Annotated in this window: 16 protein-coding genes; 1 reads left to right on the plus strand and 15 read right to left on the minus strand. The window is 68.5% G+C overall.

The genetic code is table 11. The features are described from left to right. Positions 1–567 precede the first annotated feature (567 nt). From FF090_RS01715 to FF090_RS01745, 7 genes are all read right to left on the minus strand, one after another. Positions 568–810: a hypothetical protein gene (locus FF090_RS01715; protein ID WP_138855090.1), complete on the minus strand. Its 243-nt coding sequence runs from the start codon at positions 808–810 to the stop codon at positions 568–570. Next, a complete protein-coding gene (locus tag FF090_RS19720) occupies positions 810–2,189 on the minus strand; it encodes an RHS repeat-associated core domain-containing protein (protein ID WP_310732983.1) in 1,380 nt (459 codons plus the stop codon). The genes FF090_RS01715 and FF090_RS19720 overlap by 1 nt, the downstream gene beginning before the upstream one ends. Then, on the minus strand, positions 2,186–2,614 hold the full coding sequence (locus FF090_RS01725) for a DUF4279 domain-containing protein (RefSeq protein WP_138855091.1): 429 nt from the start codon (positions 2,612–2,614) through the stop codon (positions 2,186–2,188). Before FF090_RS01725 ends, FF090_RS19720 begins: the two co-directional genes overlap by 4 nt. After that, positions 2,604–3,056, minus strand: a complete 453-nt coding sequence (locus FF090_RS19685) for an RHS repeat-associated core domain-containing protein (RefSeq protein WP_138855092.1) — start codon at positions 3,054–3,056, stop codon at positions 2,604–2,606. Before FF090_RS19685 ends, FF090_RS01725 begins: the two co-directional genes overlap by 11 nt. Before the next feature lie 209 nt (positions 3,057–3,265). Beyond that, complete coding sequence (locus FF090_RS01735) at positions 3,266–3,505, minus strand: hypothetical protein (RefSeq protein WP_138855093.1); 240 nt, start codon at positions 3,503–3,505, stop codon at positions 3,266–3,268. An 11-nt stretch (positions 3,506–3,516) separates the two neighbouring features. Then, positions 3,517–4,686 (minus strand): site-specific tyrosine recombinase XerC, encoded by a 1,170-nt coding sequence (xerC, locus tag FF090_RS01740; RefSeq protein ID WP_138855094.1) that lies wholly within the window; start codon positions 4,684–4,686, stop codon positions 3,517–3,519. Next, entirely contained in the window at positions 4,683–7,727 is a 3,045-nt protein-coding gene (locus tag FF090_RS01745; protein ID WP_138855095.1) for a CHC2 zinc finger domain-containing protein, read from the minus strand. The genes xerC (FF090_RS01740) and FF090_RS01745 overlap by 4 nt, the downstream gene beginning before the upstream one ends. A gap of 136 nt (positions 7,728–7,863) precedes the next feature. Here FF090_RS01745 and FF090_RS01750 point away from each other — a divergent pair, with 136 nt between their 5' ends. Then, positions 7,864–8,259 (plus strand): helix-turn-helix domain-containing protein, encoded by a 396-nt coding sequence (locus tag FF090_RS01750; protein ID WP_138855096.1) that lies wholly within the window; start codon positions 7,864–7,866, stop codon positions 8,257–8,259. Positions 8,260–8,337: 78 nt separating this feature from the next. On the opposite strand, the gene mobF is transcribed toward FF090_RS01750, so the two are convergent. From mobF to FF090_RS01790, 8 genes are all read right to left on the minus strand, one after another. After that, positions 8,338–10,965, minus strand: a complete 2,628-nt coding sequence (mobF, locus tag FF090_RS01755) for a MobF family relaxase (RefSeq protein WP_138855097.1) — start codon at positions 10,963–10,965, stop codon at positions 8,338–8,340. A gap of 22 nt (positions 10,966–10,987) precedes the next feature. Continuing rightward, the gene (locus FF090_RS01760) at positions 10,988–12,229 is read right to left on the minus strand and encodes a type IV secretion system DNA-binding domain-containing protein (RefSeq protein WP_175423466.1); all 1,242 of its coding nucleotides are present in this window, start codon (positions 12,227–12,229) and stop codon (positions 10,988–10,990) included. A gap of 15 nt (positions 12,230–12,244) precedes the next feature. Beyond that, complete coding sequence (locus tag FF090_RS01765; protein ID WP_138855099.1) at positions 12,245–12,574, minus strand: hypothetical protein; 330 nt, start codon at positions 12,572–12,574, stop codon at positions 12,245–12,247. 12 nt (positions 12,575–12,586) lie between these two features. Continuing rightward, a complete protein-coding gene (locus tag FF090_RS01770) occupies positions 12,587–12,925 on the minus strand; it encodes a hypothetical protein (RefSeq protein WP_138855100.1) in 339 nt (112 codons plus the stop codon). A 1,331-nt stretch (positions 12,926–14,256) separates the two neighbouring features. After that, positions 14,257–14,703: an RHS repeat-associated core domain-containing protein gene (locus FF090_RS19690; RefSeq protein WP_138855101.1), complete on the minus strand. Its 447-nt coding sequence runs from the start codon at positions 14,701–14,703 to the stop codon at positions 14,257–14,259. 209 nt (positions 14,704–14,912) lie between these two features. Beyond that, entirely contained in the window at positions 14,913–15,152 is a 240-nt protein-coding gene (locus tag FF090_RS01780) for a hypothetical protein (RefSeq protein ID WP_138855093.1), read from the minus strand. A gap of 11 nt (positions 15,153–15,163) precedes the next feature. Then, on the minus strand, positions 15,164–16,333 hold the full coding sequence (xerC, locus tag FF090_RS01785) for a site-specific tyrosine recombinase XerC (RefSeq protein WP_138855094.1): 1,170 nt from the start codon (positions 16,331–16,333) through the stop codon (positions 15,164–15,166). Beyond that, a complete protein-coding gene (locus FF090_RS01790; RefSeq protein WP_138855095.1) occupies positions 16,330–19,374 on the minus strand; it encodes a CHC2 zinc finger domain-containing protein in 3,045 nt (1,014 codons plus the stop codon). The genes xerC (FF090_RS01785) and FF090_RS01790 overlap by 4 nt, the downstream gene beginning before the upstream one ends. Between the last annotated feature and the right edge of the window lie 8 nt (positions 19,375–19,382).

Consider the following 19,382-nt stretch of genomic DNA (forward strand, 5'->3'; position numbering starts at 1 on the left):
CCTGACCCCGCAAACGCAGGGGTTCAAATTTGAGGCCTGACCCCGCAAATGCGGAGGCGATGCAGGCTCAGGGGCACGCGCGAAGGCGTGCCGGTGTTCGAGCGCACGCGGACGTGCGCCGACCTGGTAGGCCGGCAGAGAGCCGGCCTGATGGGGGTTCAGCTCGGCAGCTTGGCCGAGTGGGCTGCCATGCGGCAGCTCTTCATGGTGCGATCAAGGTCGATGGTCCCTGCGGACGCACCTTCCCTGTTTCGCCGCTTTGCGGGATCCCGAAGGCCTCGCATCGCCGCCCCACGGTGGGGGACTTCTCGGTCAGGCTCGGAGGCCTGACTAGGTAGCAGCGCACGAAGGCGCCGCGTTGATGAACCGGTCCAACGCGCCCCGAAGGGCCACGGTGGGCGGTAGGCAGCCGGGCAAGCCGGCTGCAATGTCTTTGCGGGAGCGATCTTGCCAGAGCCGCGAGCGGCCACGCAAGTGGCCGGGCAACGTTGCGGAACGGCTTTACGCCGGCAGCCTGACCACAGGCGTGGTCAGGCTAGACCTCAACACGAGCGCGCCACCATCGATTCAGGAACGATTGCCAGAGGCTGGATCGGCGATGCGTACCTTCTTGATGCGGGTCTTCCAGAGCCCCCAGAACAGCGGTGCTTCTTGCAGCACAACCTCGACTGCGAGGGGACGACCATCGGCATCCGTGACGATGTACTCCCCACGCTCAACGTCGATGGGCTCCATGTAGGTCTCTGCCTCTTCGACCGAAGCGAAGGTGCTGACGTCCCCGTGGTCGTTGATCGAGATCGGCGTTTTCATCAGAAGCGATCGCAGCCGCAGGTGTCAGTCGACTTCTTGTCCCAGGGTCTATGGCGACCGATGCCTTGGCCCGGCAGCGTGTTGCCGTTCGCGTCGGTACCCCGGCGGTGATAGTGCGGATATCGACCCGCCGGATGACCCGTTCGATTTCCCCAAGGCGCGATTCTGAAGTTGCGACCGATGCTCAACTCAGCACCGGTTGCGTAGCCTCGGGTCGTCACCACTGCGCCAGCAACAAGACCGCCCAAGTACTCGGGCGACGAGAAGTCAACTGCATCGTTGGTGCCCATCAAGCCTCGAATGCCAGCGGTGATGCCCAGCGAAACACCGTCGCCGAACCCTGCGCATGCATTCACAACACCTTGCGGAATCGTCGGCCAGTCCGCAGGGTTCGTGATGTCGAAGAGCCCGTAGGGATCGATGCCGCTGATGGGGTTCCCACCCACGTATGCATAGGTATTGATCCCTCCTTGGAGCCCGATGGGATCGGACTGGGTATACCGCCCCAACTGCGCGTCGTAGTAGCGGTTCCAGTTGTACCAAAGCCCGCTCTCGGCATCGAGGTACTGCCCCGGAAAACCCAGCGCATAGCCGCCCACCTGGTCCAGCGCCACCGTGCGGTTCCAGCCGCTCAGGGCGGCGCGCCAGGCCAGGGCGCCGGTGGGCGTGCTCAGCACTTCGGGGCGGCCCAGTTGGTCGGCGTGCACGTAGTACAGATTGCCGTTCTTCACCAGGGCCAGGGGCTGACCAAACAACCAGATGTGGGCGCTGCTGCCACCCGGGCCCAACTCGGCCAGCAACTCGCCACCCTGACCGTAGACATAGCGGGTGTCGCCAGCGGCGGAGCGCTTCATCGCCCGCTGGTTCAGGGCATTGCTCCAGTAGTTGGCCACCACGCTGCCATTGATGCTCAGGCTTTGCAGGCGCTCGAAGGCGTCGTAGCTGTAGCTGCGGCTGCCGTCCCAGCGGCTCTCGCTGGCCAGCTGGCCCAGCGCGTTGTAGGCCAGATTGCGCCATTGCGGTCCGCCCACTGCCGTCACCCGGTTGCTTCCGGCCGCGACGCTGGGGGCCAAATTGCTGCCGTTCTCGGTGCTGCTGATGCGGTTGCCCACGGCGTCGTAGCCGTGGCTCAGGCTGTTGCCACCACCGCTGTAGCTGTTCAGACGCAGGCCGCTGTCATAGCCCAGGCTGGCGGATTGCGCCGGATAGGCCCCGTTGTTCAGGCTCAGGTCCTGTTGGGCGGCGACAGATCGGCGCCGAAAGTGAATATTGCAGGGCCGACTGTATAGATCCGCCCCGGCGCGAATTGGTGGTAGTTGGGGGGCAGCGCCAGATGCGATCTGGCGGCGTGGGCAGACTGTCGGGCCCTGAGGGCTCACTCGCCTACGACGCCAAACGTCACATCGATATGCAGGTCAAGCGCCTTCAGCATGTTGATTTCCGGTAATCCGATTTGCAACTCGCAGTCGGAAAGGTCGTCGAGTGCTCCTGCCGTTTGGAGCATGTAGACATCTACCCAGGCCTCCTCTACTCCTTCGACGTCCAGTAGTTGGCATCCTGCCCTCTGAACGGCTGCCTCAATGTCATGAAGGAAGTTCACAAGGTGGTACTGCTCAGCCATGGCATCGCGTGCAAAGCTCCACACACCAAATTTGGCGAGTCGAGTTGGGTTTCTTGAATTGAACGGAAGGCCCTTTTGCTGAGCCCCTGTTGGTTCGAGACCAAGTGCGCAGCTCACATGAGCCGGCACGAGGTTGTCGCCGCGAAGGTACAGCCTGAAAGTGATGTCCAGACTAGTGGCCAACGTTTAGATCTCCCAAGTGTTCACCGTTCCCGTCAATGACTTCCCCAGTGCCAGGATTTACGCCACAAGCATCGCCAGCCCTGGATCCCGGCTTGCCTTTGTTGTTGCCCTTGATGTTGTGGAATCTTTTTCTCCCGGCGTCTTTGCCAATGCCATTGCGGCGCCCCCACTCTTCAGCTCCCTTGTCCCCGGGCCAAAACCCAGAGGGCAATCTCGAGCTAAACATCCTGTCCAGCACCGCCAAGCCACCACCAACAATGGCGACCGTAGCGCCCACGTCCATTGCTGTGATACCGCCCGCGATCCAGGGAATCGCCAGCGCCGGGAAGATCAAGCCGGTGGGATCCGTGTACTTGACGGGGTTCCCCCCGACGTAGCTGTACGTATTGATCCCCCCCGCCAGCCCGATGGGATCGGACTGCGTGTAGCTCCGCCCAGGCACCCATCCGCCGTAGTTGCAGGCGTTTTCCTGAGGCGTGACGCGGGGTTGCGGAGCGAAGTAGAAGACGGCCTCCCGTGGCGTGGTGGTTTTTTCTCCAGAGGCCCATTGTGCCCATCGCGCACGCGCGCGGGATGGGCGTTACCGCGCTGGCGCGCGGTGGCGGCTAAGAGGAAGAAGCCCGGGGCGCGGCCAGGCTGCGGGCGGCGGGGTCAGCCCCCGTTGAACCAGGGGTAGCCGACGCGCTCGTAATACTCCATCGCCATGCGGCGCTCGTCGCTGCCGTTGCTGCTGTAGCCGTCCGCGCGCGGGTTGTCGGCCCAGTTCATGATGCCGGCCAGGTCGGCGATGAAGCCCGTCAGCACCATCTCGGGCGTCACGCCGTCGCCATCGCACAGCTCGACGAACTCAGGCGGCAGTTGCAGGGTCAGGCGGTTGGTCTTGCGGGGCATGGCGGGCTCGTTCAGGGATGGATGGTCGGGGTATCGGTGGCGGTGTGGGCGGCATCGGCCGCCGCTTCAGCCGCCAGGGCCTGCAGCAGCGCGTCAGCCGTGGGCTGAGGGTCAGGCGCCAGCGCATCGGCGTTCGCGCCTTGGCGGGGCTGCAGACGCGCCGGATGGGTCGCCGTGTGCACGGCCTTGAGCTTGCCGATGCTCACCTGCGTATAGACCTCGGTCGTGCTCAGGTCGGCGTGGCCGAGCAGCGCCTGGATGTAGCGGATGTCGGCGCCGGCCTCCAGCATGTGGGTCGCGCAGGCGTGGCGGAACAGGTGGCACGCGGCGTTCGGGTGCGTGGTCTGGAAGCGCTCCAGGTGGGCCCGCTCGATGGCGAGCTTGACGATGACGGAGAGCTGCTTGCCCTGCATCGCCTCGCCGTGCTTGGCCAGGAACAGGTGCCCGTCGTCGGGCAGCTCGACGTAGCGCTCGCGCACCTCGTAGAGGTAGCGGGTGACCCAGGCCACCGCGCGCTCACCGATGGGCACCACGCGGTCCTTCTTGCCCTTGCCCTGGCGCACGTGCACCGTGCCGCGCGGCAGGTCCACGTCGTCGATGTGCAGCTCGACCAGCTCGCTGCGCCGCATGCCGGTGCTGTAGAGCGTCTCCAGCATCGCGCGGTCGCGCAGGCCCAGGCCGGTGGGCTCCGTCGTGTCGCAGGTGTTGATGACCTGCTCGACCTCGGCGATGGTCAAGATGTGGCGCGGCAGGCGCTTCTCGGGCCGGGGCAGCTCCAGTTCGCTGGCGGGGTTAAACATCAAGTGGTGCTGGCGCGTGAGCCACTGGAAGAACACGCGCACGGCAATCAGCCGCTTGCCCTGGCACTGGAACGACAGCGGCAGGCCGTCGGTCTTGCGCCGGTAGTGGAAGACGTGCTGGCGGTAGCGCTCCAGCATCGCCCGCGTGACCGCCTGCGGCGTCATCACGGCGCGCTCTTCGCACCAGTCGATGAAGTAGCCCACGTCGATGCGGCGGTTCTTGATGGTGTGCGGCGAGTAGTGCATCGCCTCGGCCCAGGCGATGAAGTCCACCAGGTAGCCGCGCCAGCCGCCCGGCGTCTCGGGGTCGCCTGCGTAGCGCAGCGGCCCGGGGGTCTTGCCAGGGCGGCGTGGGTTGCGGGTCTGGTCGGTGGCGGTCATTGCACTTCTCCGGTTTGCAGGTACGACGGCGCGGCGCCGTTCAGGTGGGGTGGCCTTGCTGGGGGCTCGTCATCGAGCGGTTCGGCGGGAAGCCGCGCCAGTGCTGGCGTTGCGAGCGATGACCCCGGCCGCGAAGCCCCCGCGACGAGAGCGCGTTGGGGCCGCGTTGACCCCGCGAACTCCACCCCTGCCCCCCGCGAACTCGCCGTCGTAGTCGCGGCTTCGGCCCCGGCTTCCAGCGCTTCGAGCTGCAGCGCGCCCACGTCGATGAGCCCGGCCAGGCGCGGCCGGTGCTCGTCGGCCGAACCGTCGAACAGCAGCTCGTACTCGAACGACTGGCCCCGCATGCCGCGATGCACCAGCAGGTATTCCATCGCCGTGAGGCGCTCCAGGTGCAGCCGGCACTGCGTGTCCGAGGCGCCTGCTGCGCGGCGCACCTCGGCGCGGCTGAAGCGGACGGCGCGCGGCTCGATGCTCTGCTCGACGGCCTTGGCCTGCACCAGGTGCTGCACGATGGCCAGCAGCTTGCGGGTCTGCGGCGGCAGCTCGTCCAGGGACCGGCCGAGCACCTCGTGCGCCAGGGCGTTGGCCTGCTCGATGTCGGCCAGCGTGACTTCGACGTACTCGATGACCTGGCCGCCGACGCTGGCCGTGCGCACCGGCCGCTGATGCTGGTGCAGTAGCGCGAGCACGTCCATCAGCGCCAGGTACTTGCCGTGGTCGCGGCGCGTGCGCGTGCGGTCATCGAGGAAGGTCAGGCGGTCGGCGTAGGGGTTCACGACGGCGAGCGGTCGCAGCAGGCGCTGGGCGTTGCGGTGCAAGGCCAGCACCTCGCGTTTGTGCTGCTTGGCGATGAGCCCATCGAGCGTGCGGCCGAGCCGCTGCTGCCGGTGGATAGCAGCGGTCTGCTCGCGGCCTTCGTCCACGCTGAGCACGAGGCAGCGGTTCATCAGCTCTTCGTCGATGTCGATGGCCGTCGTCGTGAGGAACAGCATCACCGGGCCGCACACCTTGTACTGCTGCGTGACCAGGTTGCCGGCCGCGTCGGTGCCCGTGCTGGCGATGGTCAGCTCGCCTTCGCTCTGCAGGAGCTTCAAGGCGTAGGCCGCGCGGTGCGCGCCTTCCTCTTCGCTGATGGCGAGCACCTTGTGCTGCAGGTTCGTCTCGCCCATGTAGAACAGGGCTTGCCCCGTCAGCGCAGAGAACTGCACGCGCTCTTCCTCGGGCACGAAGGCCAGCACGGCATCCATCAAGCTGGACTTGCCCGCCGCACTGCTGCTCTGGATGACGACCGCGAGCGGGCGGTCGAGCTTGCGGCTGGTGGCCGCGAGGTAGCCCATGAGCTTATTCACGCGCTCGCCCACGACGCCGCAGGCCTCGAAGTCGGCCAGGATGCGCTGCAGCAGGTCCGGGCTCTTGAGCAGGTCCAGCGCCGCGAGCTCTTCGGCCTCGCTCAGCTCGGGCACCTGCGGCTCGGTCTTCGTCGCGGCCTTGATGCGCTCTTCCTGCAGCGCTTCGAGCTTCAAGAGGATGCGACCGATGTCAGTCTTGAGCACCTCGTCGCGCACGGCCAGTTCCTTGGCCGCCGCCGCGAGGTAGTGCGCGCGGTGCCGCGCGCTGTACAGGTCCACCGTGTCCACGTAGTAGGCGTCGCCGCACGACACCAGCAGATTGACCTTCATCGTCTCGAAGGCCAGGTTCTTGGCCAGGCCGCGAACGCGCCAGCGGCGTTCGCCCAGGGCCAGCACCACCTCGTCATCCTTGACCTGCACCGGCAGTTCGGGCGTGGGCGGTGCGCTCGGCGCAGGAGGCGACGCCGGCACGGCCGGCGCAGCGGCTGAGGAAGGAAGTTCCGGCATGGGCACAGGCGCAGCCGCTTCGACCTCGATGGCGACCTGCTCGCCAGGCAGCCGCGCAGGCGGCGTGCCGGCACCGAGCCAAGCGGCCTGGCGCACCAGCAGCGGCAGGCTCTTGGCGGCGGGCTGCACCTTGCGCGCGTATTCGTTGGCGTCGAGCCCCTTGGGGAACTGCACGCGGTAGCAGTCCACGCCCTGGGCCATCAGCGCCTCGGCCAGCTTCGCCGCGCCGCGCTCGCCCGCGTCGTCGCGGTCGAACGCGATGAGCACGCGCCGGGGGCGCCCGTCGATGGGACTGGCCAGCAGCGCACGCAGCTCGTCGGTCACGCCTTCGACGCCATACGCCGTCGTGACGTGGCGCAGGCCCGCGCACCAGAACGTCAGCGCGTCGATGAGCGACTCGCACACGATGACCTCTTCGCTGCCCTGCACGCCATCGAGGTTCCACACGCCGGCATGCGGGCCGGGCAGGTAGAGGTGTTTGGGCGTGCCAGGACGCAGGTTGTCCAGCAGCTTGCGGCCGTACACCTCGACCACGTTGCCCGCCGCGTCGAACACCGGGATGACCAGGCTGCCCGTCAGGTGCTCGTGGCCGCTGTCGCGGTAGATGCCGATGCGTTGCAGCTTGGTCCGCAGCTCGTTGCCGGCGACGCGGTTGCGCTCGGGCAGCCGCAGGCCCAAGGTGCGGTTGGCGTAGCCCAGGCGGAAGCGCGCGACGGCCTCGGGGTCGCCGATGCCGCGCGCCTGCAGGTAGGCCAGCGCCTCGGGCGCCTGCAGCAAGGTCTGGTGGTAGTAGTCGATGACCTGGCCGAGCAGGGTCTGCTCGTCGGCATCGAGCGCCACCGGTGGCGGCAGCGGGCGCGTGCGGCTGCGCTTGGGCGCGTCGCCCGCTTCAGCGGCTGAGGAAGGACCGGCTTTAAGCAGCTCGACGGCATGGCGGAAGCTCACACCCTGCATGCGCATCACCCAGTCGATGGGGCCACCGGCCGCGCTGCAGCCGAAGCAGTGCCAGAGGTTCTTCGCAGGCGTGACGACCAGGCTGGACGTGTCGTCGGCGTGGAAGGGGCAGCGGCCCAGCCAGTCCTTGCCGGCCTTCTTCAGCTCCACGCCGCTCTGCTGCACGAGCTGCTGCACGTCGATGTCGGTTTTCAGGCGCTCAAGCTCGGTGTCGGGGATGCGGGCCATCGGTATTTCCCAGTGCGTTGCTCGGTCTTTGGTCCAACAGGACGGAGTAAATAAATAACTCCACATCAGGATACTCTATCGTAGAGTACGAACAAGGCACCGAGACGCTTTGCCCCTTCAGGCCGGACCTAAGCTGATGCACACCACAACCCCTCCCACCCCGGCCGTGAACGTCAAGGACGAGTCTTTCTTCAAGGAGTTGGGCCAGCGCATCGCCTTGGCCCGCAAGGAACACAACATCACGCAGGTGCAACTGGCCGCCACGCTGGGCATCGCCCAGCAGACGCTGGCGCACTACGAGGGCGGGCGGCTGCGCCTGCCGGCCTCGCTGCTGCCCGCGCTGTCGCAGGAGCTGCAGACGCCGGTCGATGTGCTGCTGGGCCAGCCGGCCAGCGCCAAGGCTCCGGCCAAGCGCGGCCCGACGCCGCGCCTGCAGCAGCGCCTGGAGCGCCTGGCGCAGTTGCCGCTGCCGCAGCAGCGCCTGGTGATGAACATGCTCGACGCCGCTCTCGGTCAGCAGCCCACTCGCTGACCCGCCGCACCTTCTTTAGCGGCTGAGGAAGCCCCGCGTGAGCGGGGCTGGGGCAGCGCTTTGTCTTTTTAAGAAGCTCTACGCACCGAGCGCCATCTCTCGCGAGGCCTGCTTGTCCTTCTCCGGCTGCAGATCGAGCGCGGCGGTCTTGCCGTCCTCGCGGCTGAGCGTCTCAGGCAGGCGCTGGGCATCGTCGGTGTAGATCCTCACCTCGTGGGTGGCGCGGCTGATCGCCACATAGTGGCTGGCCTCGTTGCCGGCGCCGCTCGCGGCCGGCGACTCGATCAGCACGCGCCCGCAGGTCTGGCCCTGGGCTGCGTGCACGGTCTGGCAGTAGCCGTGCTCCAGGTACAGCGGCTTGTCCGGGTCGAGCACCAGGCGCGAGCCGTCGAGCTTTTCCAGAAGGAGGCGGTCGGACTCGACGGCCAGCACCGTGGCGCGCTCGCCGTTGACGAAGCCCTGGGCGTAGTCGTTGCGGGTGAAGCGCACCAGGTCGCCCTCGGCCAGCTCGCGCTCGTGCCGCGTGAAGCCGCTCATGTGCGGCTGGTTCACCGGCCGCCACTCCACGCGCTCGCCGTCTGCGCGCTCCAGCGTCACCACCCCGGCGCGGCCGTCCACCACGGTGGCCAGCTCGCCGCGCTGCAGGCCCAGGGCCTTGTAGTCGCGGTCTGCCCGCACCATGTCGCCGGCCTCGTAGCTCACCGTGCGCAAGGCCTGCGCCTCGGTGAGGTTCTTGCCGCTGAGGGTGGGCAACACCTGGCCCTGGCCGGCGCGGCCCAGCGCCTGGCGCACCTCGCGGTTGATGGCCTCGCGGTTCTGGTTGGTCCCGGCCACGACCAGTGTGGCGGCGCGCTCGTCTCGGGTCAGCGCGGCATAGTCCCGCGCGATGCCCTGGTGCCGCTCGCGATGGTCCACGATCTCGACCACGCTGGCGCGCAGCCGGGCCAGCGAGCCGGCCGTGTCGCCGGCCGCCGCCAGCTCGACGGCGCGCTTGAGTTCGGGCTCCTGCTGGCGCTGGATCTCCTGCAATTGCGCGCAGGCCATGCCCGCCTGCTGCAACTGCGCGAACGGCCGGCCCGCCTGCACGGCCTTGAGCTGCTGGGTGTCGCCGACCAGCAGCACGCGCGATCCAGCCTGGTCTGCTGCCTTGAGCAAGGCGTGCATGTCGCGGGCGCTGACCATGCCGGCCTCGTCGAGCACCACCAAGGTTTTGTCATTGAGGCCGGGGTATTGGCGCGTGGCCAGCGCCGCCAGGGTCTGGCTGTCCATGCCGCTGCGGCCCAGCTCGCGGGCGGCACTTGCGGAAGGGGCGACGCCGACGAGCTGCAGGCCGCGATCCTCGGCCAGCTCGCGCACCGCGCGCAGCGCCGTGGTCTTGCCGGTGCCGGCGCCGCCCTGCACGCCGCTCACTCGGTCCTGCCCGGCCAGCACATGCGCGACCACGCCGCGCTGGTCCTCGTTGAGCTTGCTGTGCGCCAAGGACTGCTGCACGGCCTCCCGGCTCATCAGCGGCGCCACCTGGCCGCGCCCGGTGGCCTCCATCGAGAGGATCTCACGCTCGCGCTGCTGGGCCTGCGGGGTCGTGAAGCGCTCGGCGTGCTCGGCCGCACCCCGGACCAGCTCGCCGCGCTGCACGGCCTGCTCGATGGCCGTGCGGATCGCGGCCAGATCGGTCTGGCCGGTGCCGCGCTCCAGCGCCGCGCGCTCGATGTCCACGCGCTGCACCACGGCCTCGCGCTCCATCAGGTGCGCGGCGGCATAGCGCACGGCCTGGTCGGCGGCCTGCGAGCGCGCCTGGGTCAGGGCCGTCTCATCCCGCGCCACCGGCGCCGTGGAGCGGTTCAGGTGCAGGCCGGCCGCCGCCGCGCGCTCGCGCCACTCGGCCAGCAGCGCGCCACGGTCGTGGCCTTCCTTGCCCTGGCGGGTCTGCAGCGCCGCAACTTGCAACTGGCGAGCGCTGGCGTCTTCGCGGCTCAGGCCCTGGGCCTGCAAGGCCTGCTCGATCATCTGCGAGCGGTTGCTGAAGGCCTTGACCTGCTCGGCGCCGACGTGGGCCAGCTCGAAGCGGCCATCGGCATGGGTCACGCGCAGCTCGTAGCCCAGGGCCTGCACCTCCTTGGCCAGTTCGCTGCGGTAGTAGGCCCCGAGCCACATCTTGTTGCGGTACAGCGGCTCGTTGTCGAGCGCACGCCACTGGCCATCGGTGCGCTGGGTGACGTTCAAGACCACGGCGTGGGTGTGCAACTGCGGATCGGCCGCGCGGCTGAGGTCGTGTCGGAACTGCGCCACGGCGAGCACGCCGGTGGTCTGGCGGCTGGTCACGCCGCCCTCCGTCACGCGGCAGGCGGCCAGGGTTTCAGCTTTTTCGAGGGCACGGGTTACGGCGGTTTCGTGGGCCTGCAGCAGCCGTGTGTCGCCATCGACCAAGGCCTGCAGCGACACGCTCTTGGGGGCGCTGAAGGTCATGTCGGTGCCGCCCCGGCGGCCGCTGCCTTCGCCGGCATGGTGCAGTTGCACGCCGTTGGGCAACCGGCCATCGAGCAGGGCGCGGAAGTCCTCGCCCTTCACTTCGCCGCTCAGGCCCAGCTCGGCGGCGGCCTGGCCGCTCCACTGGCTGGGGCTGCGATCTCGGGAGTAATAGTCGTCGGCCTGTTCGTAGTACTGGCCGGCATGGGCGCTGTTGGCCACGTTGGACATGGAGAGCATGGGAAGTCCTTTTCTTGTTCGGTCACTCGACGATGGCGACCAGGTGGGCGGGCCGCGCCCTCGGGGTCAGCGCGATGCGCCGCGCGGGCTGCGCGCCGGCCAGGCACAGGAAGGCCGTAAGGTCGGGCAGCTCGGCCAGCTCCGCCGGCAGCACGACGCGCTCGCGCACGCGCTGGATGGCCACGCTCTGGCTCGATCCGCTGGCGCCCCGGCTGCGGCTTTGCTGGGCGCGGTCCACCTCGCGCTCACCGAGGGCGCGGCTGAAGGTTTCGCAGGTGTCGGGGTCGGCCTTGGCCAGGCCGAACACGGCCAGGTTGCGGAAGCACGAGCGCAGCACGATGGCGCTTTCTCGACCGTAGAGGCGCTCCAGTTGGGCGGTGCTCTGGATGCCCGCGACGCAGCACAGGCCGTGCTTGCGGCCCTTGGTCAGCGCGGCTTCCAGGCTGCCGATCTTGCCGATGCTGGGCAGCTCGTCGAGCAGCAGCCACAGCCGCCGCTGCGGGTCGGGCGCCAGGCTCAGCGTGGCCGTGCAGACGATGTCCACCCAGGCCGCGATCAGCGGGGCCAGCGAGGCGGTCATGTCTTCGCGCCAGGTGATGAACAGGCGCTTGGCCGCCTGCCCATCCGACTCGACCCACTGGCGCACGCTGAACGCGCCCGGCTGCAGGCTGTCGTAGGGCTTCAAGTGGCTGGAGAGCACGAAGCGGGTGGACGCCAACGCACGTGCCGCCTCCTTGTCGAAGAGGCCCGCCGCCGCAGTGCCGGCCACGAGCGTGTGCAACTTCTCCGCCGGCCAGATGGTCAGGGCCTCCAGCAGCGCAGCGGTGTCGCCCCGGCCATCGCGCAGCAGCGCACGCATGACCTCGGCAATGAGCACCTGCGAGTAGAAGTGCCAGGCCGCATCAGGCCCATGGCCATCGGGCACGATGGAGCGCGCGATCTTGTCGAAGTCGTAGGGCTTGCGGACTTCGTTGAACGGCGACCACCCTGGGGCGCGCTTGTCGAAGACGTTGAGCACCACGTCGCCAGGCTCGCCGAACTGGGCGAGGTACGCGCCATTGGGATCGACGATCACGGCGCGGTCGTCGCGGTCCGTGAGGCCGTCCAGCAGCTCAGCCACGGCGGTGGTTTTGCCGGTGCCTGTGCTGCCTGCCAGCAGCAGGTGCAGGGGCTCTTGATGCCAGGCCAGGGGCACGCCCCCGACCACGAGCGGCGCGCGCGTGGTCGCCGGCGCGGCGCCGGCGAGGTGTCTGATGAGGTTCATCATCGCCGGCTCCCTTCACTCCTGAGCGTCGATGACGCGCGCGCCACGGTGGTGGCGGTCGCCCCGGCGCAGACGCGAGCGGCCCAGCAGCCAGATGAACAGGCAGGCCGTCACCAGCGCGCCGATGGTCATCGCCTGGGCGAGGATCACGCGCCACAGCGCATCGGTGCTGCCCCACATGGCCCAGGTGCTTGACGCCACCGTGCGCCAGTCGGCCTCGAAGACGAGATGCAGCAGGCCGGCCCAGGTGGCCAGGCCGAGCACCAGGGACAGCAGCAGGAACTGAACAAGGCGGCTGAAGAAGAGATGCACGGCGTGCATCCACGGGTCATAGTAGTTGCTCATCTGCGGCTCCTCTTAGCTGCGGGGTTGGGCGGTCTGCGCGGCGAGCTGGTGGGCCACGCGGCTGACGATCTGGGCATTGCTCTGCATGCACAGCTCGCGCAGCAGCAGGCGCATCTCGACCAGGGTGCGCTGGGTGTCGTGGTCCAGCGTGCCGGGCTGCGGTGCGGCCTGGGTGGCGCTGATCGAGGCCTCGATGCGGGCCAGGGCTTCGGCGGTGCTGACGGCCTGAGCGTGCTGCTGCAGCAGCTCGCGGACGTGGGTGTTGAGGCGCTTGCCGGCGCTACCGGCTTCGGCCAGGAGGGTCGCGTAGAGGCCTTCCGGCACGCGGGTCTTGAGGAATTTGTCGGTCATGTTTTGTCCTTTGCTGTCAGTGGGTTGCGGCGCTTGTGGTCGCGCTGTGGTCTGCCTCGCTCGGGGCCGTGGTCAGCGCGAAGCCGCGCCAGTGCTGGGTTTGCGGCCGGCAGGCCGCGCAATCGACGATTGCGTCAGGTGTGGGTACCTGTTTTGGGCCGCCGATGAGCGGGCCAGCCTCGCGAGGACGCGCACGGCGGAGCCGCTGGCAGATGCGCAGCGGGCGATGGATCGGAGCGGTGTGGGTCATGGGAAGTCGGGTTTTGGGGTCGGTCGGCCGGCGTCGATCCCCGAAGGGATTGATGTCGGAACTGCTGAGCGCGCGTAGGCGCTCCCGGTCGCTTGGGCAAGCCGGCGGTGGTCTTGGAGGGAGTCGCGCAGCAGGGCCTGGCGCGGCGCGAGCGAGGGCTCGGCCGACCACGGCGCAAGAGGCGATGGGGCGTGAACGGACGTGCCGAAGCAGCACGAGCGAGAGCACGCGTTGAGAGACGCACGAGGTAGTCGTGCGCCACGAGGCCGGAGAGGCCGTTCGGGACGAACTCGCGCCACCGGCCGCTACAGGCGTCCGGACGGAGGTTCGTGTGGGAAGTCCAGCGTCGTGGGCGACCTGTGGCCGGCGAGGTCAGGCAGCCTTGCGGGCGCACCTGTCCTGTCGGTCACGGGATGCGGCTATGCACATCCAGTCGCCCCACAGCGGGGACTTGTTGCGCCAGGGTTCAGCCTGGCGGTGGCCCGAGGGCCTTTGAGAGGCCGCGGCGGAGCGCGGCAAGGTGGCTTTGCCCCGAAGGGCTCGGCGTTGGGGCTGAACCACCCCAGCGCTCAGGCCACGGTGGTCAGGTTGCTGAGTACGTCAGCTCGTTGTCATTGCCCGGCCAGTGTGCCACAGGCGTGAGCGGCTTCTGGGCCGGTCGCGCTGTGGAAGGCGGGATTGATAGAGGAATTTGCAGGGGCGGCTGACCACGGGCGTGGGCGGTGCACAGGGCTTAAAACTGCAGGCCTGACACCCGCCCCCGAACCCCAGCCAAACGAAGGCCAGCGGCTTAGCGGCTAAGGGTGGGGCCAGATGCGACAAGGCCCGCTGGGTGGCGGGCCTTGTTCACGGGCCATGCACGAGCTGCTGAGTTTTTAGACCCAGGGGCGAGGCCACTTGTCCTTCTTAGCAATCTCTCGAAGATCAGATACGCAGTCCATGCATATCGGGCTCAGTTGTCTGGGGAATATCTTGGAATGAAGGTACTGCGTCAGTAAAAGTCTCTGACACAAGGCGCATCTTCCCCCCTCGTCGGGCATGAACTCCTCGCCACTCTTCGCGCATTTGAAGGGCATCGTCGTCATGGATAGCCATCCTTGTTTCCGGCGCAACTCGCCATGCATCCAATCGACGTGCCAGCCGCCCATCCGATGCTGGCAGCAGTGGCGACACCACTCACTTTTGCAGCAGTTAAAACTGCTTGCGCTGCCTTCGGGCACTGCTGCGCAAGGGCGCCAAATCCTGCGCTAAGCCGAGGAGGGGTAACGCCCGAGATCTTCCCGTTAGAGTCAAAAGTAGGCCGTGGTGGCGAATACGGCGCATTCGCCACGATGTTGGTCGGAACGACCGACTGCAAGGCGGTGTCACCACCAAGAGCGCTCATGCATGACGTGTAGCAAGACGGGAAGTCTGGCGCCAAACCGGTCGAATCAGTCTTGGATACCGGGTTCCCATCCACATACGCATACGTATTGATCCCGCCCTGTAGCCCGATGGGATCGGACTGCGTGTAGCTCCGCCCAGGCACCCATCCGCCGTAGTTGCAGGCGTTTTCCTGAGGCGTGACGCGGGGTTGCGGAGCGAAGTAGAAGACGGCCTCCCGTGGCGTGGTGGTTTTTTCTCCAGAGGCCCATTGTGCCCATCGCGCACGCGCGCGGGATGGGCGTTACCGCGCTGGCGCGCGGTGGCGGCTAAGAGGAAGAAGCCCGGGGCGCGGCCAGGCTGCGGGCGGCGGGGTCAGCCCCCGTTGAACCAGGGGTAGCCGACGCGCTCGTAATACTCCATCGCCATGCGGCGCTCGTCGCTGCCGTTGCTGCTGTAGCCGTCCGCGCGCGGGTTGTCGGCCCAGTTCATGATGCCGGCCAGGTCGGCGATGAAGCCCGTCAGCACCATCTCGGGCGTCACGCCGTCGCCATCGCACAGCTCGACGAACTCAGGCGGCAGTTGCAGGGTCAGGCGGTTGGTCTTGCGGGGCATGGCGGGCTCGTTCAGGGATGGATGGTCGGGGTATCGGTGGCGGTGTGGGCGGCATCGGCCGCCGCTTCAGCCGCCAGGGCCTGCAGCAGCGCGTCAGCCGTGGGCTGAGGGTCAGGCGCCAGCGCATCGGCGTTCGCGCCTTGGCGGGGCTGCAGACGCGCCGGATGGGTCGCCGTGTGCACGGCCTTGAGCTTGCCGATGCTCACCTGCGTATAGACCTCGGTCGTGCTCAGGTCGGCGTGGCCGAGCAGCGCCTGGATGTAGCGGATGTCGGCGCCGGCCTCCAGCATGTGGGTCGCGCAGGCGTGGCGGAACAGGTGGCACGCGGCGTTCGGGTGCGTGGTCTGGAAGCGCTCCAGGTGGGCCCGCTCGATGGCGAGCTTGACGATGACGGAGAGCTGCTTGCCCTGCATCGCCTCGCCGTGCTTGGCCAGGAACAGGTGCCCGTCGTCGGGCAGCTCGACGTAGCGCTCGCGCACCTCGTAGAGGTAGCGGGTGACCCAGGCCACCGCGCGCTCACCGATGGGCACCACGCGGTCCTTCTTGCCCTTGCCCTGGCGCACGTGCACCGTGCCGCGCGGCAGGTCCACGTCGTCGATGTGCAGCTCGACCAGCTCGCTGCGCCGCATGCCGGTGCTGTAGAGCGTCTCCAGCATCGCGCGGTCGCGCAGGCCCAGGCCGGTGGGCTCCGTCGTGTCGCAGGTGTTGATGACCTGCTCGACCTCGGCGATGGTCAAGATGTGGCGCGGCAGGCGCTTCTCGGGCCGGGGCAGCTCCAGTTCGCTGGCGGGGTTAAACATCAAGTGGTGCTGGCGCGTGAGCCACTGGAAGAACACGCGCACGGCAATCAGCCGCTTGCCCTGGCACTGGAACGACAGCGGCAGGCCGTCGGTCTTGCGCCGGTAGTGGAAGACGTGCTGGCGGTAGCGCTCCAGCATCGCCCGCGTGACCGCCTGCGGCGTCATCACGGCGCGCTCTTCGCACCAGTCGATGAAGTAGCCCACGTCGATGCGGCGGTTCTTGATGGTGTGCGGCGAGTAGTGCATCGCCTCGGCCCAGGCGATGAAGTCCACCAGGTAGCCGCGCCAGCCGCCCGGCGTCTCGGGGTCGCCTGCGTAGCGCAGCGGCCCGGGGGTCTTGCCAGGGCGGCGTGGGTTGCGGGTCTGGTCGGTGGCGGTCATTGCACTTCTCCGGTTTGCAGGTACGACGGCGCGGCGCCGTTCAGGTGGGGTGGCCTTGCTGGGGGCTCGTCATCGAGCGGTTCGGCGGGAAGCCGCGCCAGTGCTGGCGTTGCGAGCGATGACCCCGGCCGCGAAGCCCCCGCGACGAGAGCGCGTTGGGGCCGCGTTGACCCCGCGAACTCCACCCCTGCCCCCCGCGAACTCGCCGTCGTAGTCGCGGCTTCGGCCCCGGCTTCCAGCGCTTCGAGCTGCAGCGCGCCCACGTCGATGAGCCCGGCCAGGCGCGGCCGGTGCTCGTCGGCCGAACCGTCGAACAGCAGCTCGTACTCGAACGACTGGCCCCGCATGCCGCGATGCACCAGCAGGTATTCCATCGCCGTGAGGCGCTCCAGGTGCAGCCGGCACTGCGTGTCCGAGGCGCCTGCTGCGCGGCGCACCTCGGCGCGGCTGAAGCGGACGGCGCGCGGCTCGATGCTCTGCTCGACGGCCTTGGCCTGCACCAGGTGCTGCACGATGGCCAGCAGCTTGCGGGTCTGCGGCGGCAGCTCGTCCAGGGACCGGCCGAGCACCTCGTGCGCCAGGGCGTTGGCCTGCTCGATGTCGGCCAGCGTGACTTCGACGTACTCGATGACCTGGCCGCCGACGCTGGCCGTGCGCACCGGCCGCTGATGCTGGTGCAGTAGCGCGAGCACGTCCATCAGCGCCAGGTACTTGCCGTGGTCGCGGCGCGTGCGCGTGCGGTCATCGAGGAAGGTCAGGCGGTCGGCGTAGGGGTTCACGACGGCGAGCGGTCGCAGCAGGCGCTGGGCGTTGCGGTGCAAGGCCAGCACCTCGCGTTTGTGCTGCTTGGCGATGAGCCCATCGAGCGTGCGGCCGAGCCGCTGCTGCCGGTGGATAGCAGCGGTCTGCTCGCGGCCTTCGTCCACGCTGAGCACGAGGCAGCGGTTCATCAGCTCTTCGTCGATGTCGATGGCCGTCGTCGTGAGGAACAGCATCACCGGGCCGCACACCTTGTACTGCTGCGTGACCAGGTTGCCGGCCGCGTCGGTGCCCGTGCTGGCGATGGTCAGCTCGCCTTCGCTCTGCAGGAGCTTCAAGGCGTAGGCCGCGCGGTGCGCGCCTTCCTCTTCGCTGATGGCGAGCACCTTGTGCTGCAGGTTCGTCTCGCCCATGTAGAACAGGGCTTGCCCCGTCAGCGCAGAGAACTGCACGCGCTCTTCCTCGGGCACGAAGGCCAGCACGGCATCCATCAAGCTGGACTTGCCCGCCGCACTGCTGCTCTGGATGACGACCGCGAGCGGGCGGTCGAGCTTGCGGCTGGTGGCCGCGAGGTAGCCCATGAGCTTATTCACGCGCTCGCCCACGACGCCGCAGGCCTCGAAGTCGGCCAGGATGCGCTGCAGCAGGTCCGGGCTCTTGAGCAGGTCCAGCGCCGCGAGCTCTTCGGCCTCGCTCAGCTCGGGCACCTGCGGCTCGGTCTTCGTCGCGGCCTTGATGCGCTCTTCCTGCAGCGCTTCGAGCTTCAAGAGGATGCGACCGATGTCAGTCTTGAGCACCTCGTCGCGCACGGCCAGTTCCTTGGCCGCCGCCGCGAGGTAGTGCGCGCGGTGCCGCGCGCTGTACAGGTCCACCGTGTCCACGTAGTAGGCGTCGCCGCACGACACCAGCAGATTGACCTTCATCGTCTCGAAGGCCAGGTTCTTGGCCAGGCCGCGAACGCGCCAGCGGCGTTCGCCCAGGGCCAGCACCACCTCGTCATCCTTGACCTGCACCGGCAGTTCGGGCGTGGGCGGTGCGCTCGGCGCAGGAGGCGACGCCGGCACGGCCGGCGCAGCGGCTGAGGAAGGAAGTTCCGGCATGGGCACAGGCGCAGCCGCTTCGACCTCGATGGCGACCTGCTCGCCAGGCAGCCGCGCAGGCGGCGTGCCGGCACCGAGCCAAGCGGCCTGGCGCACCAGCAGCGGCAGGCTCTTGGCGGCGGGCTGCACCTTGCGCGCGTATTCGTTGGCGTCGAGCCCCTTGGGGAACTGCACGCGGTAGCAGTCCACGCCCTGGGCCATCAGCGCCTCGGCCAGCTTCGCCGCGCCGCGCTCGCCCGCGTCGTCGCGGTCGAACGCGATGAGCACGCGCCGGGGGCGCCCGTCGATGGGACTGGCCAGCAGCGCACGCAGCTCGTCGGTCACGCCTTCGACGCCATACGCCGTCGTGACGTGGCGCAGGCCCGCGCACCAGAACGTCAGCGCGTCGATGAGCGACTCGCACACGATGACCTCTTCGCTGCCCTGCACGCCATCGAGGTTCCACACGCCGGCATGCGGGCCGGGCAGGTAGAGGTGTTTGGGCGTGCCAGGACGCAGGTTGTCCAGCAGCTTGCGGCCGTACACCTCGACCACGTTGCCCGCCGCGTCGAACACCGGGATGACCAGGCTGCCCGTCAGGTGCTCGTGGCCGCTGTCGCGGTAGATGCCGATGCGTTGCAGCTTGGTCCGCAGCTCGTTGCCGGCGACGCGGTTGCGCTCGGGCAGCCGCAGGCCCAAGGTGCGGTTGGCGTAGCCCAGGCGGAAGCGCGCGACGGCCTCGGGGTCGCCGATGCCGCGCGCCTGCAGGTAGGCCAGCGCCTCGGGCGCCTGCAGCAAGGTCTGGTGGTAGTAGTCGATGACCTGGCCGAGCAGGGTCTGCTCGTCGGCATCGAGCGCCACCGGTGGCGGCAGCGGGCGCGTGCGGCTGCGCTTGGGCGCGTCGCCCGCTTCAGCGGCTGAGGAAGGACCGGCTTTAAGCAGCTCGACGGCATGGCGGAAGCTCACACCCTGCATGCGCATCACCCAGTCGATGGGGCCACCGGCCGCGCTGCAGCCGAAGCAGTGCCAGAGGTTCTTCGCAGGCGTGACGACCAGGCTGGACGTGTCGTCGGCGTGGAAGGGGCAGCGGCCCAGCCAGTCCTTGCCGGCCTTCTTCAGCTCCACGCCGCTCTGCTGCACGAGCTGCTGCACGTCGATGTCGGTTTTCAGGCGCTCAAGCTCGGTGTCGGGGATGCGGGCCATCGGTATTT

The organism is Inhella inkyongensis, assembly GCF_005952805.1.
Lineage (GTDB): Bacteria > Pseudomonadota > Gammaproteobacteria > Burkholderiales > Burkholderiaceae_C > Inhella > Inhella inkyongensis.